Below are 13,992 nucleotides of genomic sequence, written 5' to 3' on the forward strand. Positions count from 1 at the left end.
CTCTGAGCCGACCAATAGGTCGGCTTTTTTATACCTTCCTATTTATTCCTGTACAGTTATAGTAATACCCATACCGATTCACAACATGGCACGGAATGCGATGACAGATACTTTCTCAGCCTCGGAGCAGCTCTCCCCAGAGCCTCTCTCACAAGAAGCCCTGCGCAGTGTACTGGAACAGTTTACCGAACAGCAAAAGCAGCAATTTGCCAACCGCACACCGGTCACCGAACTGGTCGAAGCCCGTGCGGGTTTTATCGATACCCTGCTACAGCGGTTATGGCAACACTTCGGTCTCGACAAGCACAACGAGCTGGCACTGATTGCCGTGGGCGGCTATGGCCGCGGCGAGCTTCACCCGCTTTCCGACGTGGATATCTTGCTGCTCAGCGACCAGCTGCTGGATGAGCCGACCGGCAAGACAGTCAGTGAGTTCCTCACCTTTCTGTGGGATCTGAAGCTCGAGGTCGGCCACAGTGTCCGTACCCTTGACGACTGCCTCGAGATTGGCCTTGAAGATCTGACCGTGGCGACCAATCTGCAGGAATCGCGCCTGCTATGCGGCAATCCCGATACGTTCCAGTGCCTGGAAGAACAAGTCAACTCGGGGAAGTTCTGGCCCAGCGAGGAGTTTTACCAGGCCAAGCTGGAGGAACAGAAGGTTCGCCATGCCCGCTACCACGATACGACCTATAACCTCGAGCCGGACATCAAGTCCAGCCCTGGCGGGCTGCGAGATATCCACACCCTGAGCTGGGTCGCCCGGCGCCATTTTGGTGCCACCAGCCTGCTGGAAATGAGCCGTTTTGGCTTCCTGACCGATGCCGAATACCGTGAGCTGGTCGAGTGCCAGGACTCGCTGTGGCGTATTCGCTTCGCCCTGCACAGCGAGCTACGTCGTTACGACAACCGCCTGACTTTCGAACACCAGGCCTCGGTAGCCGAAAAACTCGGCTATACCGGCGAGGGCAACCGCCCGGTCGAAATGATGATGAAAGAGTTCTATCGCACTCTACGCCGGGTCTCGGAGCTTAACAAAATGTTATTGCAGCTCTTTGATCAGGCTATTCTCAACAAAGGGCAAGTCACCGAGGCCGTCCCGCTGGACGATGACTTTCAGTTACGCGGCCACCTTATCGAAGCAACCAAACCGGCTTTGTTCCAGGCTCGCCCCGAAACTATCCTTGATATGTGTCTGCATGTCGCGAGGAACGCCGAGATAGAGGGCATTGCGGCTCCAACATTACGCCAGCTTCGCACCGCCCGACGACGCCTCAATCGCTTCCTGGTTGATATTCCCGAAGCCCGGGAAAAATTCATGGAGCTGGTCCGAGAGCCCAATGCCCTGCAGCGGGCATTCCGCCTGATGCACCGACACGGGGTATTATCAGCTTACCTGCCCCAGTGGAGCCAAATCGTCGGTCAGATGCAGTTTGATCTGTTCCATGTCTATACCGTCGACGAGCACAGTGTCCGGCTGCTCAAGAATCTCAACAAGTTCAGCGATCCGGACAACCGCCAGCGTCACCCGATTTGCTGTGAGGTCTACCCAAGGATCGCCAAAAAAGAAATTCTGATCCTGGCGGCGATCTTCCATGATATCGCCAAGGGACGCGGCGGCGACCACTCTGAACTGGGCGGTGTCGATGCGTATGAATTCTGTATCCAGCACGGCCTTTCCCGCCCCGAGGCAAATCTGGTCAAGTGGCTGGTCAACAAACACCTGCTGATGTCCGTCACGGCCCAGCGCCGGGACATTTATGATCCGGAAGTGGTTACCGATTTCGCTATGCAGGTGCGGGATGAAGAGCGGCTTGATTACCTGATCTGTCTTACGGTCGCCGATATCTGCGCCACCAACCAGGAGCTGTGGAATAGCTGGAAACGCACCCTGCTGGCCGAACTCTATTACTCGACGCAAAAAGCCCTGCGCCGCGGGCTGGAAAATCCGCCGGATGTCCGCGAGCGGATCCGCCATAACCAGCAAATGGCCTCGGCCGTTCTGCGCAGCCACGGTTTTACCCCGCGTGAAATCGAAGTCTTGTGGCAGCGCTTCAAGGCCGACTACTTCCTGCGCCATACCCATAAACAGATAGCCTGGCACGCCGAGGCAATCCTCAAACATGAAGATCATGACAAGCCGCTGATCTTGCTGAGCAAGAAAGCCACCCGCGGCGGAACCGAGGTGTTTGTCTACAGCAAGGACAAAGCCAAACTGTTTGCGATTGTGGTCTCGGAGCTGGACAAGAAGAACCTCAGCGTCCATGACGCCCAGATCATGAACAGCAAAGATGGCTATGCGCTGGATACCTTTATGGTGCTGGATCCGACCGGCAAGGCGCTGAGCGAGAACCGCCATAATACCGTTCGCCGGGCACTGGTGAGCGCCTTGACCCATATGAAGTCGGAGCGCAAGAAAAAACGGGCACCGCGCAAATTGCTTCATTTCAATGTCAAAACCAAAGTCGACTTCCTGCCGACCAAAACCGGCAAGAAAACCATGATGGAGCTGGTTGCCCTGGACATGCCGGGACTGCTTGCCCGTGTCGGCTCGGTCTTTGCCCGGCAGAAAGTCAGCTTGCAGGCTGCAAAAATCACCACCATTGGCGAGAGGGCCGAAGACTTCTTTATTCTGGTCAACGAAGACGGTGCCCAGCTGACCGAAGAGCAACAGCAGCAGCTTAAGGATGCCCTTATCGCCCGCCTTGATGCGGTAAAATAAGCGATAATACCGTCCTCCCCCGAACCACTGACCAAGAGGCTCGGGGGAATCTCGATCTCGCCCACACATTAAGTGCTACATCAAGACGCTGCCGTCGGTAGTTGCTACATTGATACCGAAGCAGTCCATCATAATGAGGCCCCTATGTATCCAAACCTCACCAGTATCGGTATCGAAAACCCGGAAACTATCGAGCGTTACAGCCTGCGCCAAGAAGCCACCAACGATATCCTCAAAGTGTACTTTGCCAAGCAAAAAGGCGAACTCTTTGCCAAAAGTGTCAAATTCAAGTTCCCGCGCCAGCGCAAATCCGTGGTCGTGAATAGCGGTAACCGGGAATATAAAGAAGTGACCGAAATCAACCGTAACCTGACTTTCGTTATTGATGAGCTTGATCAGCTGACCAAACGAAAGCATACGGATGTGGATGTTAAGAAGAAAATACTGAAAGATTTGAGGCACCTTGAGCAGGTCGTCACCCACAAGATTGCCGAAATCGAAGCTGATCTGGAAAAATTAAAATAACCCGAAGCTGCACTCCTGATGGTGTTCAGGAGTGCCACAAAAGAAAGATAAATATCATTCAGTGATTCGCTGGGCGAACTGCGTCAGCCAGGGTATCGCAGCCTCGAGGGCGTCAAAGCTAACGCAGGCATCAATATCCAGGCGCTCATTGACAGACTTGGCCTGAAGCTGAGCTAGCAACTCATCAAACTGTCGCCCGGCACCGCAATAGCGCTCCTCGCCGTAGCTCGAGTCCCCCATCGAAATAACGCCGTATTCCAGCCCCGGCAGCAGCGGAAACTGCTCATTGAGGGCGAGATAGAGCGGCAACAGGTTGTCCGGTATTTCACCCTGCCCGGTCGTGGAGGTGATCACCAAGGCCACATCATTCTGATACTCCAGAAAATCCTCGATCAGCGGATCAAGAAACAGCTGTGCAGCATGTCCCTTGGCGATTAACTGCCCGACAACTTCCTGGGCGACGTCCTCTGCGCCTCCGTACACAGATCCAACAAAAACACCTACCTTTGCCATCGCTTCCTGCCTCGCTGCCATTTGCCCTTCATTCAACTAATGTGGCTGCTTGACTGGCCGGATGCAAATAAAACGTGCTCATTCCGCGATTTAGTCCATCACCTTTCTCGTTTAGGCATTGACTTCCATCAAGCTCACAGGCCATTCAAAGGCAGTCATTACTCGGTTCCAGGCCTCGTCGGTACCGGCCCGAATATCTAGCGGCTCCCCGGTGACCGGGTGTTCAAGCTGCAGCCTCGAGGCATGCAGCATCAATCGGCGACAATCATAATTTTCACGGAACATCCGGTTATGGCGGCCATCGCCATGATTAACGTCTCCGATGATATGATGACTCAGGTGGTGCATATGGCGGCGCAGCTGGTGCTTACGTCCAGTCTCCGGCTTCATTTCAACCAAGGTATAACGACTGGTCGCATAGCGGCCGACAGGAATATCTGTTTCAACCTTCGCCAAGGGAGCATAGGCGGTAACAGCTGGCTGGGCTTCCTTGTCCTGATCCGCATCCTTGTCGGCAATCTTATCCAGCTCTTCCTTCAGCGGGTAATCCAGCACGGCAGCTTCCTTCACCCAGCCGCGTACAACCGCATGATAGGTTTTGTGAATATCTCGTCCGGCAAATTTTGGCATCATCAGCGCGGCGATCTCGCTTGACAGCGCAAACAAAAGTACACCTGATGTCGGGCGGTCCAGACGATGGAGCGGGAAGACATGCTGACCGATCTGATCTCGCAATGTCTGCATGACAAACCGTGTTTCATGGCGGTCAAGCCACGAGCGATGCACCAGCATCCCGGCAGGTTTGTTGACCGCAACCAAGTACTGGTCCTGATAAAGTATTTCTAATTCCATCGGTTATTTTGCTCTGAACAGGTGGTCTAATTCACGGGTAACAGTCAGTACAGCCATGCTGCCCTGCTGATCCTTCATGGCCTCTTCCACATAAGGGGAAATTTCAAACTGTGTCGGTAGTGCTGCATTCTGCGCCACCAGCTGTTTCATTCTGGGAATAAAAATCCACTGCAGCCATTGGCTGCAGCTCAGCGTATCAATGGCAAAAGGTTCGGTACTGGCCAATGCCGCGGCGTCCGGAGAGTTGCTCTCCCAACCCCCCGCCTCCCGCATGACGCTTTCAAGCCGCTCCAGCAATTGTTGGGTCTGATGGTATCTGTCCATCGCTATCCTCCCTCGAAGAAACTGCCTATCCCAAACGGAACAATGAAGCGGGCAAGGATACCATCTAAATTTCGGAGTCCATATACCCAAGCATCTTGAGGGCGCTTCGGTATATAATCAGGGCACCATTGAGGAGTAAACATGATGTCCATGGATAAATTTCATACCCTGACCCAACTACTGGATAATGCTGGCTGCCAGTATAAAATCTATGATCTTGGCCGTCGCGTCAGCGAAATCGATATCAATCAATTTAAGGCCGTCGAAGATAACCGCCAACCCTATCCATGGCCACTGCAGCAGCATGCTCATCTGTCCATTTCGTTCTGGCAGCAAGGCAACCCGCCGTGGATTTGGTTCCTGCGCCTGCCGCTTGATGAAAGAGGCTTACTGAAACAGGCTGCCGTAGGGGACTTTATCAAATATGTCATCGAGGCAATGGGGGCGACACTAAACAGCACGCCGACCGAAGAAGAGCAGGAAAAACTGGCGGCCAATCCATACACCTTCAAGCCCAATGACGACAAAATGGCCATCTTCCATGCGCATCTGCGTCATCAGCTTGCATTGCCGGCCAGCCAGTATTACGAACATGCCCAGCATTACCTGACCGGCGATCTCGGTTGGGAGCAATGGCAAGGTGTTGGCCTGCAGGGGCTGGCAGACGTTTGCGCCCGCATGAAACAGGAAAATAACAGTACCCAGCTACGCAAGGCGCTGGCAAACCTGCCAATGACACCTCTTTACGCCTTGCTTGGCTGTCTAGAGCATTGTGATCTCCCTGAGAGTCTCAGCCAGCGAATTATCGAGCGCCTTGATGGCGAAACCACTCAGCCCGAACCGGATCTGTTTCTGATCGCTGCACTGATCCGCGCGCTTTCCGGCAGCGACAGTGCCCTGCTTAGCCAGCAGCTAAAACATCTGCTTGCCGCACCAGCGCTGTGCCACCCTGAGATCCTGGTAGCCATCTCCGGTCGCTGCTGGAATGGCCTCGCAGATACCGAGATTGCCAGCCTATTTTTACAGCGACTGGCAGAAACAGAGGACCAGACCTTGTTTAACCAGTTGTTTGCCGACTTGGTAATGCTGCCGGTACTGCGGGGGATCATGCTCCAGGTTCTGCACGGCCAGGCAAATCCCGCTTTGGTCGCAGCCATTGCCAAGCTACAACAGCATGCCCGTGGGCAAGCGTGATCAGGATATGTACTAACAGGAATAAGTAGGAAATGGATAACTTACTGGGTATTTTGACGCTGGCTTTATTTGGATATCTGTACTGGCAACAACGTCGCCAGACAGAGTTCGCCCAGCGTTTTATCGAACAGCGGTGCGAAAACCTGGGGCTGCAGTTACTCACTATTGCCAGGGGGTCACATAAGCTCAAAGATAAGAAAGGGAAATGGAACTGGCATACGGTGTACTGGTTTGAGTTCTCAGCCAGCGGGCAGGATGCCTACCAAGGCTATGTGGTGATGAAAGGCTTTCGTGCGATGCATTTTCATGTTCCGCCGCATCATATGCCGGAATAAAATGCCCAATAAAAGAACGGGCGCGACTTGCGTCGCGCCCTTAGGTCTTACTTGCAGCATTCCCGCTACTACGGTGCTCCCTGCATCATTCCGTTGAATTGCTGTAATCCGTCAGCATATTCCTTGTATTCTTCGTCCTGAAGTTGTCCTTCGGTCTCCTGACCCATCAGCACATCCTGTCCTGACTCTCTTCATCCGTCCTGGAGGTGTCCCTGACTTCGTCCTGAAGTGGTCCTTGTGTCATCCTGACTAGCAAACGTCCTGCTTGCTATAACCGATTCCTTCGGCGTTCCCTTCACAGTCCATGTTCGATATACCGTCCTGATACACCGGTCTCTTCCTGAGACTGCCAAACTCCTTGGCTTTTTCCTGTTCCGTTCCGTCAGTTCCTTCCGACACCATTAAGATTACGCCAACCCGCTAAGAAATGAACCACAGCTGAAAATAATATTTCTGACCGTCACTATCAGATTTTACCCCAACCACATGACAATCTTTACAAATCATAAACTTAAGAGCGAAGCAGAGTTATCAGCCTACTGATTTCTCCTTTTTATCCCACAGCTTTGTAAGAGATCTCTCACACGGTGACGGGGGAATAGAGGTAATCGATTAAGCGGCAGGAAATGAAGTATGAGATAACAGAAATAGAAGCCGTGGATACTTCTGCTCGAAGCTGATTGAAACCATAGTGCTGGGTATATAGCGCCCAAAAAAGAACGGGCGTGACTCTCGTCACGCCCTTAGGTCTTACTTGCAGCCGTCCTGCTACTGAGGTGCTCCCTGCATCCATCCTGGAAGCGCTATGTCCTTTAACGGTAATCCCTACCCTCTATCCCAGAGGTGTCCTTCGGTAGTTCCCTGACCCGTCGAAGCATCCTGTTCCGACTCTCTCTTCCTTACCTGGAGGTGTCCCTAACTTCGTCCTGAAGGAGTCCTTATGTCATCCTGACCAGCAGACATCCCGTCTACTGTCGCAATCCTTGTCGTATCCTGTACCATCCTGGTGAACTGGCTATCCGCGCCGGCTCTCCTCATCCTGAGGTAAGTCACATCCTGCAACTTCTTCAATCCGTTATGTCGTATCCCTTCGACACAGACAATATTACGCGCTTTATACGGCCAAACAATATGGTGAAATTCACACTTTCAACCTGAAAAAAACAAGATAGATATGCAACAACCACAAGCAATTGATTTTTTTGAATTTATTATGTTTAACATAGCGATATGGGACAGCGAAAACCACCATTTCCCACACCGTTGTAAGAGATCTCTCACAAGCACAGTAGGGCATATCCAGCTAAAGATTTCATTGGTAGAAAAATTTACCCAGCAAGCCATAAACAAATTAATTATCTATGAATCTATCATTCACGATAAAAATAAGACGAATATTGCGAGATAGCTCAATAAGAGATGAGAGTGTTCGATGGAAAAATGGTTCAGCGGATAGCGACAGAAGATATGATAATGGGCAGTGCCGATCCCCAAAAAAAGAGCGGGCGCGACTTGCGTCGCGCCCTTAGGTCTTACTTGCAGCATTCCCGCTACTATGGTGCTCCCTGCATCATTCCGTTGAATTGCTGTAATCCGTCAGCATATTCCTTGTATTCTTCGTCCTGAAGTTGTCCTTCGGTCTCCTGACCCGTCAGCACATCCTGTCCCGACTCTCTTCATCCATCCTGGAGGTGTCCCTGACTTCATCCTGAAGTGGTCCTTGTGTCATCCTGACCAGCAAACATCCTGCCTGCTGTTACCGATTCCTTCGGCGTTCCCTTCACAGTCCTTGTTCGATATATCATCCTGATACACCGGTCTCTTCCTGAGACTGCCAAACTCCTTGGCTTTTTTCCTGTTCCGTTCCGTCAGTTCCTTCCGACAGGGTTTATATTACGCTTTCCTCACCGCAGAACAACGCCGTATCAGCGAAATGATCGATGCCCGAACTTTCCCCCAATACAGTCACAAAACAAATAATTCAAATAAAACATTAACTTATGAAAACACACTGCAATATTACCACCACCATATCTCACGTATCTCCTACGCCTTTGTAAGAGATCTCGCACAAGCACAGCAGATATAATAAGGAAAATATTCTCTATACTTATCTCAAGTAAGTGGGCGTCAACGATCAATAACATTATTTTCGACGGAGTGAGCGATGGAAACCTTTAACCACAACCTGTCTAGCCTCTTCAGCCAACTGGGTATGAACAGTTCCAAGGAGTTTATTGAGTCTTTTCTAAACGAGCACCACCTCGACCAACACGAGCAGCTCTCAGAAGCCAGCTTCTGGCAGCCATCTCAAAAACGTTTTATCAAAGAATCCCAGGATCAGGATGCGGATTGGTGCGAAGTGATTGATCAGTTGGATGCTTTGCTACGAAAATAGGCATCAGTATCAACAACGTCAGGAAGCGTTATGTCGTCAGAAATTACCCAGGCCCTGGAACAAGCTATCGAGTCACTGATCGCCGAAGGAAAAGAACCGTCAGTGGCCCTGATCAAATCTCGCCTTGCCGAGCCGTTACCCATGCCGCTCATTATCAAGGCGCTGCAAGCCTGGAAGAAAAATGCCAAAGTTCCCAAGATAGAAAAAAGCGTTCCCCCTTTAAGCCAGGAGGAACGTATCAAGCAGTTGGAAGAGCAGGTCGCGGCTCTGACGACAAGAATCGAGCAACTGGAACAGCACTAGCCTTCCTTCTTTCAACATTGCAAGAATCATCAACCTAAAGTCAGGGCACATTCAATGCCCTGACTTTGTTATACGCCTTCGCGCTTATTGAAAGTCCCAGGAAAGGTTGGAGACGATTCGGCATTCATCGCATTTAAAATGAAAAATCCCGTGCAGGGGCTCTTCAAGATGCCACTCCCCGCCACATTTCGGGCACAGGCGCGTTTTCTCGTCATTCAGGCTCAGTCCGCCAACTTGATATTGATAGTAGTAAGTCGGGATCTTGGTTATATATTCAATACGGCCACGCAAATCCCACCCGCGTCTGAACAAGTCACTGTCAACATCACGGATCTCATGCAACGCAGCATGTTCAGCCTGGCAACCACCGGCCATTTGAATTTCGTCGCAGGCCTGCCATTCAGTCTGCCACTTCACTACGGCTTTATGATCGCCGTTGAGTGTCGGAGCTATCCGATACAGCGGGATCGGCATCAGGGTTTCACCACATCGAAGCGGCGAGCAAGTATGAACATAGGTTGTATAAATAACCTGCCAGGATGGTGCGAAATTCTCAGCAGCAGCTTCGGAGTTTATATCCCGTCCCAGTACTTTGACTTTGGGTGCAAGCAAGCTGGCCTGGCTCAGACGTTTAATACAGGCCTTCACATGGTCACTGTGGAACTGGGGATGCAGGCTATCTTGCTCCGGACAGACGACACGTACCCGAAACACCCCCTCATCCATCACAATAGGGAATTCACGTCCCAATACCTGACCGTTGTAGCGCAGGGCATCCAGCAGGCCATTCACCGCCATATCCACCGCAGAGACGGTCGTATTGTCAAAACACTCGAATTGCAACTCAACAACGAACATAAATCAGCACTCTCTTACAACCGGTTCTAACTGCTGCAGGAAGGTTTCGACATCTGCCGCCAATACATCACGAGTCGTCTTGCCCAGGGTTTCCAAAATCACCTGTCCGGTCAGGTTGCAGATAGAGATCACCTGTTCCTCTGCCTCCAGCGCACCGATAAAGACCGTCGGTTTGAGTTTCAGGCGGCGCTGCATAACCAGATGGCCCAGAATATTCTCCTGCAAGCGCAGGCTGTCGTCTTCGCTAAATACCTGTAACAGGTCAAACTCCAGCTCGCGAAACCGTGCCGCCATGTCGCCGCTGAACTGTGCGCCGTAAAAAACACTGATATCTTCATGGAGGCGAAGCTCGATCCCTTTTTCTACCCCGGAGAGGTCCCCCATCGGCTCGCGCGCGACAGGTTTCCAGGTCACTTCATAACCAGAATCGGTTTCAACACATGGCGATTCCAGCCCTACCAAATCCTCGCTCCGGGGAAAACCTTGACCGGCATCACGCCAAGCCTGTAAAAAACGGGACGAAAAGTCAGATAAAGCGACCGCAACAGGATGATTCATTCGCAACCTCATTAAAGATTAAGTACACTTCGCATATTCTAATCCAAGTGTGTCCAGGACAGTATGAGCAAATATAAAGACGCTAAAGAATTAGCAGGCTTAACACTCGGTCAGAGCACCGAGTACAAAGATCAGTATGACCCATCGTTACTTCAGCCGGTACCACGAAGCCTAAACCGCGACGATTTAGCGCTGGGAGACAACCTGCCATTTACCGGCTATGACATCTGGACACTGTATGAGCTCTCCTGGCTCAATAGCAAAGGCTTGCCGCAAGTCGCTATCGGTGAAGTCCGCCTTCCGGCATCCAGCCCGAACCTAATCGAGTCCAAATCATTCAAGCTCTACCTCAATAGCTTCAACCAGACCCGATTTGCCAGCTGGCAAGACATCGCAGATACTCTGCAAAAAGATCTTACCGCCTGCGCCGGTGCCGACGTCGATGTCACGATCCAGCCGCTGGAAGACTTCAACAACCAGCCGATTGTCAACTTTACCGGTGAGTGTATCGATAACCAGGATATCGAGATTGCCGACTACGAGTTCAATCCAGACTATCTGGAAGGCGCTGCCGAGGGCGACATTATCAGCGAAGAGCTGAACAGCCACCTGCTCAAGTCCAACTGCCTGATCACCAGCCAGCCAGACTGGGGTAGCGTGAGAATTTCGTACAAGGGCAAAAAGATCAATCGCGAAAAGCTACTTCGTTACCTGATCTCTTTCCGTAACCATAACGAATTTCACGAGCAGTGCGTCGAGCGTATCTTCACCGACCTGATGAAATACTGCCAGCCGGAGCTACTGACGGTTTACGCTCGCTATACCCGTCGCGGCGGTCTGGATATCAACCCATACCGCACCAACCAGGGCAAAACGCCGAGCAACAACTTCCGCCTCGCTCGACAGTAACCCCGCCTAGATATAATAAGTCCAGCAAAAACGTGTACTTTGCTGGACTTGATTCACCAAGCCAGTAATATTAAGACCTACTGTTTTTTTGGGTTTAAGAATAAGTATGTGTCTGAGCCGTTGGCTGGTAGGACTGCTGGTGATCCTAGCGACGTCCTTTACTGCAAATGCAAAAATTTATACCACGCCAATTTTGGCTGATGCCAATGAGCTGCTTCAAACCAGCCCGGATAAATCCCTTGAGATGACCACCCGCTATCTCGATCAGCGCCGCCTCAGCGATCCCAAAGAACTGTCCCGTGTCCATGTCAATGACGAAACCGATCATACCGTCCGGACCCCTTTGAACACCATCAACGCCTTGCAAATTCAGGCCAGGGCCTTCTCGCTGCTCAATCTGCCTGAAGAGGCAATCAATACCGTCAAAAAAGCTGAAAAGCTAGCGGCCGAAAATGACTTGTCTTTTACGACCCTCGAAACCCGGCTTATCCACGCCCGAATTTACTGGGATAACCTGAAAAACAGTGCCACGGCACTGAATATGCTGGATCAGGTCGATAAAGAAATTGAACAATCCAAAGCGCTTCAGCTCACCAAGCAGGTCAAGATACTGCAGTACCAATCGCTGTTGCAGCGAGCGATCATCGAATCCCACCTCGACGACGAGAACAAGGCCGAAAAGCTATTTATCAAGGCCAAACGCTACCTGATGAATATTGATGACAGCAGCGAGGTCATTAACTACCAGCTGACAATCGGACACCATTACCTCGAGCACCGCCACTTCGATCTGGCCCTCGACCGACTGCTGGGTGGCTACTGGCTTGCCGTCGAACAGGAAGATAGCGCCAAGGTTGCCCGAGCTAACTTCGAACTCGCCAACCTCTTTGAACAACGCAAGGTCTTTGACAAAGCTCTTGAGCACGCGACCCAGGCCGGCGAGTTTTTCGAGCACTTCAACCAGACACTGCCGCTGGCAAAAACACTGGCTCTTATCGCTTCGATCTACGAGCAGCAGGGACGGTTCAACCTTGCCCTTGTCCACTACTTCAACGCCCTGGATCAGGAAAACCAGCTCAAACATGATATCCGCTCGGCTCGTCTGCGCCTGAATATTGCCCGGGTATACCTGCAGCTCTATAACTACCCCAAAGCCGAGCAATACCTGCAACATACCCGCCAGCTGGCCACCGTGAGCAACAACGAGGCGATCCAGGCCGAGGCGCAAATCCTGCAAGGCAAGCTGGAGCTGGCAGAAGGTCGGACCGAAAAAGCGGTTTCAACCCTGCAGTCAGGGTTGATCGCTGCCAGCAGACTTGGCGATCTGGATTTGCAGTTAATGGGCGAAACTGTACTCTCGGCAGCGTTTGAGCAACAAAATGACTATTACAATGCCCTGCTCAGCCAGCGACGCTATGAACAGCTGTTTTCGAGCAAGCAGGAAGATCAGGTCAAAAGCAATGTCGAGGTCTTCAAGCAACAGCAGCGTATGCTGGAGCGATCGCTACAGCTGGAAGAAATGGAACGGCAGCAGTTCGAAAGCGAAAAAGCCCTGTACAAACAGAAAAACGTCACCATTTTCCTGCTCAGCTTTATTCTGGTTATCCTGATTGTTTTGCTGCGCCGCCACCGCGTTGCCAAGCAGCTGCAAACACGCCTGATGCGCCTGCGGACCGAGTTTTACACCCACCCGAGAAGCGGATTACGCAACCTGCGCATGCTCACCGCCCGCTTGCCTAACTCCCTGCAGCAAAGCAGTGCCAACTTTGAGCAGTGGCACCTAGGTGAAATCATCAACGAGCCGCTTAGCGACAGGCTGCGTTTTGCCCTGTTCGAGGTACCCTTCCTCAAACATATTTATCTCGAGCATGGTTACCAGAAAGGGCTGGAAATCGAGCGCCAGTTCGGTGAATACCTCAAAGAGCAGGTCTGCGAGCCTGCCCGCCTGTATCACTTCTCCGATGCCATGTTCTTGTATATCGAGCCGAATTCGCGCCTTGATACCGCACCGGAGCAACTTGCTGGATCTATCCAGCAGTTAATCGACAACTTTCTGGACAATCGCCAAATCGACAACCGGGTACGTATCGGCATGGCGGAATACCCCTTCCTGCCCAGAGCCTATACGGCAATTAACGACCATGAGCTGCTGGATATCTTGCTCATGGCAGCCAATGCCGCCCGCCTGATCAGCAAAAAAGAGCCGGGCAGCCAATGGGTTCACCTAAGTGCAATCGATGCAGCGCCGGCAGCCAGCTTTGCCAGCGATAACATCCGCAAGGCCTGTTTGCAGGGCATTGACAATGGGTTAGTCAAAGTACAGAGCTCGTCGGCCTACGATATCATCTGGAATAATGATCACGATTCTGACAAAAATATCATTTAGACTGCTGCAGTTATCCGCCATTTCGCCGATAACAATGAATTGTTCGACCTTTTTTGCTAGCATATTTCGTCGCCCGAAAGCTAACCTGCTGATAAGAAAGGGCCCCATCTGAAAG

13 protein-coding genes are annotated in these 13,992 nt (G+C 51.7%); 8 read left to right on the forward strand and 5 right to left on the reverse strand.

Annotation, left to right across the window (positions count from 1 at the left end; translation table 11 throughout):
- Nucleotides 1-100: 100 nt before the first annotated feature.
- Complete coding sequence (gene glnD / locus L4D19_RS25895; protein ID WP_428454821.1) at nucleotides 101-2,722, forward strand: bifunctional uridylyltransferase/uridylyl-removing protein GlnD; 2,622 nt, start codon at nucleotides 101-103, stop codon at nucleotides 2,720-2,722.
- Between the two features lie 144 nt (nucleotides 2,723-2,866).
- Nucleotides 2,867-3,247: a DUF3461 family protein gene (locus tag L4D19_RS25900; RefSeq protein WP_428454822.1), complete on the forward strand. Its 381-nt coding sequence runs from the start codon at nucleotides 2,867-2,869 to the stop codon at nucleotides 3,245-3,247.
- A 54-nt stretch (nucleotides 3,248-3,301) separates the two neighbouring features.
- On the opposite strand, the gene L4D19_RS25905 is transcribed toward L4D19_RS25900, so the two are convergent.
- The 3 genes from L4D19_RS25905 to L4D19_RS25915 form a co-directional block, all read right to left on the reverse strand.
- Entirely contained in the window at nucleotides 3,302-3,781 is a 480-nt protein-coding gene (locus L4D19_RS25905; RefSeq protein WP_428454823.1) for a flavodoxin, read from the reverse strand.
- Nucleotides 3,782-3,871: 90 nt separating this feature from the next.
- Nucleotides 3,872-4,612 carry a tRNA pseudouridine(65) synthase TruC gene (gene truC / locus L4D19_RS25910; RefSeq protein WP_428454824.1) on the reverse strand — a complete coding sequence of 247 codons (741 nt, stop codon included), beginning with the start codon at nucleotides 4,610-4,612 and terminating at the stop codon, nucleotides 3,872-3,874.
- A gap of 3 nt (nucleotides 4,613-4,615) precedes the next feature.
- Entirely contained in the window at nucleotides 4,616-4,936 is a 321-nt protein-coding gene (locus tag L4D19_RS25915) for a YqcC family protein (protein ID WP_428454825.1), read from the reverse strand.
- 150 nt (nucleotides 4,937-5,086) lie between these two features.
- Here L4D19_RS25915 and L4D19_RS25920 point away from each other — a divergent pair, with 150 nt between their 5' ends.
- The 4 genes from L4D19_RS25920 (at nucleotide 5,087) to L4D19_RS25935 (ending at nucleotide 9,166) form a co-directional block, all read left to right on the forward strand.
- Nucleotides 5,087-6,130, forward strand: a complete 1,044-nt coding sequence (locus L4D19_RS25920; RefSeq protein ID WP_428454846.1) for a DUF3549 family protein — start codon at nucleotides 5,087-5,089, stop codon at nucleotides 6,128-6,130.
- Nucleotides 6,131-6,162: 32 nt separating this feature from the next.
- Complete coding sequence (locus tag L4D19_RS25925; protein WP_075762706.1) at nucleotides 6,163-6,465, forward strand: DUF3301 domain-containing protein; 303 nt, start codon at nucleotides 6,163-6,165, stop codon at nucleotides 6,463-6,465.
- Nucleotides 6,466-8,632: 2,167 nt separating this feature from the next.
- A complete protein-coding gene (locus tag L4D19_RS25930) occupies nucleotides 8,633-8,863 on the forward strand; it encodes a DUF2789 domain-containing protein (protein ID WP_075762705.1) in 231 nt (76 codons plus the stop codon).
- Nucleotides 8,864-8,893: 30 nt separating this feature from the next.
- Nucleotides 8,894-9,166 (forward strand): hypothetical protein, encoded by a 273-nt coding sequence (locus L4D19_RS25935; protein WP_428454826.1) that lies wholly within the window; start codon nucleotides 8,894-8,896, stop codon nucleotides 9,164-9,166.
- 84 nt (nucleotides 9,167-9,250) lie between these two features.
- Here L4D19_RS25935 and L4D19_RS25940 read toward each other — a convergent pair whose 3' ends face one another.
- Together L4D19_RS25940 and syd are read right to left on the reverse strand one after the other, a co-directional pair.
- Complete coding sequence (locus tag L4D19_RS25940) at nucleotides 9,251-10,024, reverse strand: Zn-ribbon-containing protein (protein WP_428454827.1); 774 nt, start codon at nucleotides 10,022-10,024, stop codon at nucleotides 9,251-9,253.
- A 3-nt stretch (nucleotides 10,025-10,027) separates the two neighbouring features.
- Nucleotides 10,028-10,582, reverse strand: a complete 555-nt coding sequence (gene syd, locus L4D19_RS25945) for a SecY-interacting protein (protein WP_075762702.1) — start codon at nucleotides 10,580-10,582, stop codon at nucleotides 10,028-10,030.
- 63 nt (nucleotides 10,583-10,645) lie between these two features.
- Here syd and queF point away from each other — a divergent pair, with 63 nt between their 5' ends.
- Both queF and L4D19_RS25955 read left to right on the forward strand, forming a co-directional pair.
- Nucleotides 10,646-11,491 (forward strand): NADPH-dependent 7-cyano-7-deazaguanine reductase QueF, encoded by an 846-nt coding sequence (gene queF, locus L4D19_RS25950; protein ID WP_428454828.1) that lies wholly within the window; start codon nucleotides 10,646-10,648, stop codon nucleotides 11,489-11,491.
- A 106-nt stretch (nucleotides 11,492-11,597) separates the two neighbouring features.
- Nucleotides 11,598-13,877: a tetratricopeptide repeat-containing diguanylate cyclase gene (locus L4D19_RS25955; RefSeq protein WP_428454829.1), complete on the forward strand. Its 2,280-nt coding sequence runs from the start codon at nucleotides 11,598-11,600 to the stop codon at nucleotides 13,875-13,877.
- Nucleotides 13,878-13,992: the final 115 nt, after the last annotated feature.

This window comes from Photobacterium kasasachensis (genome assembly GCF_050336885.1).
Lineage (GTDB): Bacteria > Pseudomonadota > Gammaproteobacteria > Enterobacterales > Vibrionaceae > Photobacterium > Photobacterium kasasachensis.

Coding starts and splice junctions, on each gene's coding strand:
- glnD (WP_428454821.1), top strand. CDS start 101: ATGACAGATACTTTCTCAGCCTCGGAGCAGCTCTCCCCAGAGCCTCTC.
- L4D19_RS25900 (WP_428454822.1), top strand. CDS start 2,867: ATGTATCCAAACCTCACCAGTATCGGTATCGAAAACCCGGAAACTATC.
- L4D19_RS25905 (WP_428454823.1), bottom strand. CDS start 3,781: ATGGCAGCGAGGCAGGAAGCGATGGCAAAGGTAGGTGTTTTTGTTGGA.
- truC (WP_428454824.1), bottom strand. CDS start 4,612: ATGGAATTAGAAATACTTTATCAGGACCAGTACTTGGTTGCGGTCAAC.
- L4D19_RS25915 (WP_428454825.1), bottom strand. CDS start 4,936: ATGGACAGATACCATCAGACCCAACAATTGCTGGAGCGGCTTGAAAGC.
- L4D19_RS25920 (WP_428454846.1), top strand. CDS start 5,087: ATGGATAAATTTCATACCCTGACCCAACTACTGGATAATGCTGGCTGC.
- L4D19_RS25925 (WP_075762706.1), top strand. CDS start 6,163: ATGGATAACTTACTGGGTATTTTGACGCTGGCTTTATTTGGATATCTG.
- L4D19_RS25930 (WP_075762705.1), top strand. CDS start 8,633: ATGGAAACCTTTAACCACAACCTGTCTAGCCTCTTCAGCCAACTGGGT.
- L4D19_RS25935 (WP_428454826.1), top strand. CDS start 8,894: ATGTCGTCAGAAATTACCCAGGCCCTGGAACAAGCTATCGAGTCACTG.
- L4D19_RS25940 (WP_428454827.1), bottom strand. CDS start 10,024: ATGTTCGTTGTTGAGTTGCAATTCGAGTGTTTTGACAATACGACCGTC.
- syd (WP_075762702.1), bottom strand. CDS start 10,582: ATGAATCATCCTGTTGCGGTCGCTTTATCTGACTTTTCGTCCCGTTTT.
- queF (WP_428454828.1), top strand. CDS start 10,646: ATGAGCAAATATAAAGACGCTAAAGAATTAGCAGGCTTAACACTCGGT.
- L4D19_RS25955 (WP_428454829.1), top strand. CDS start 11,598: ATGTGTCTGAGCCGTTGGCTGGTAGGACTGCTGGTGATCCTAGCGACG.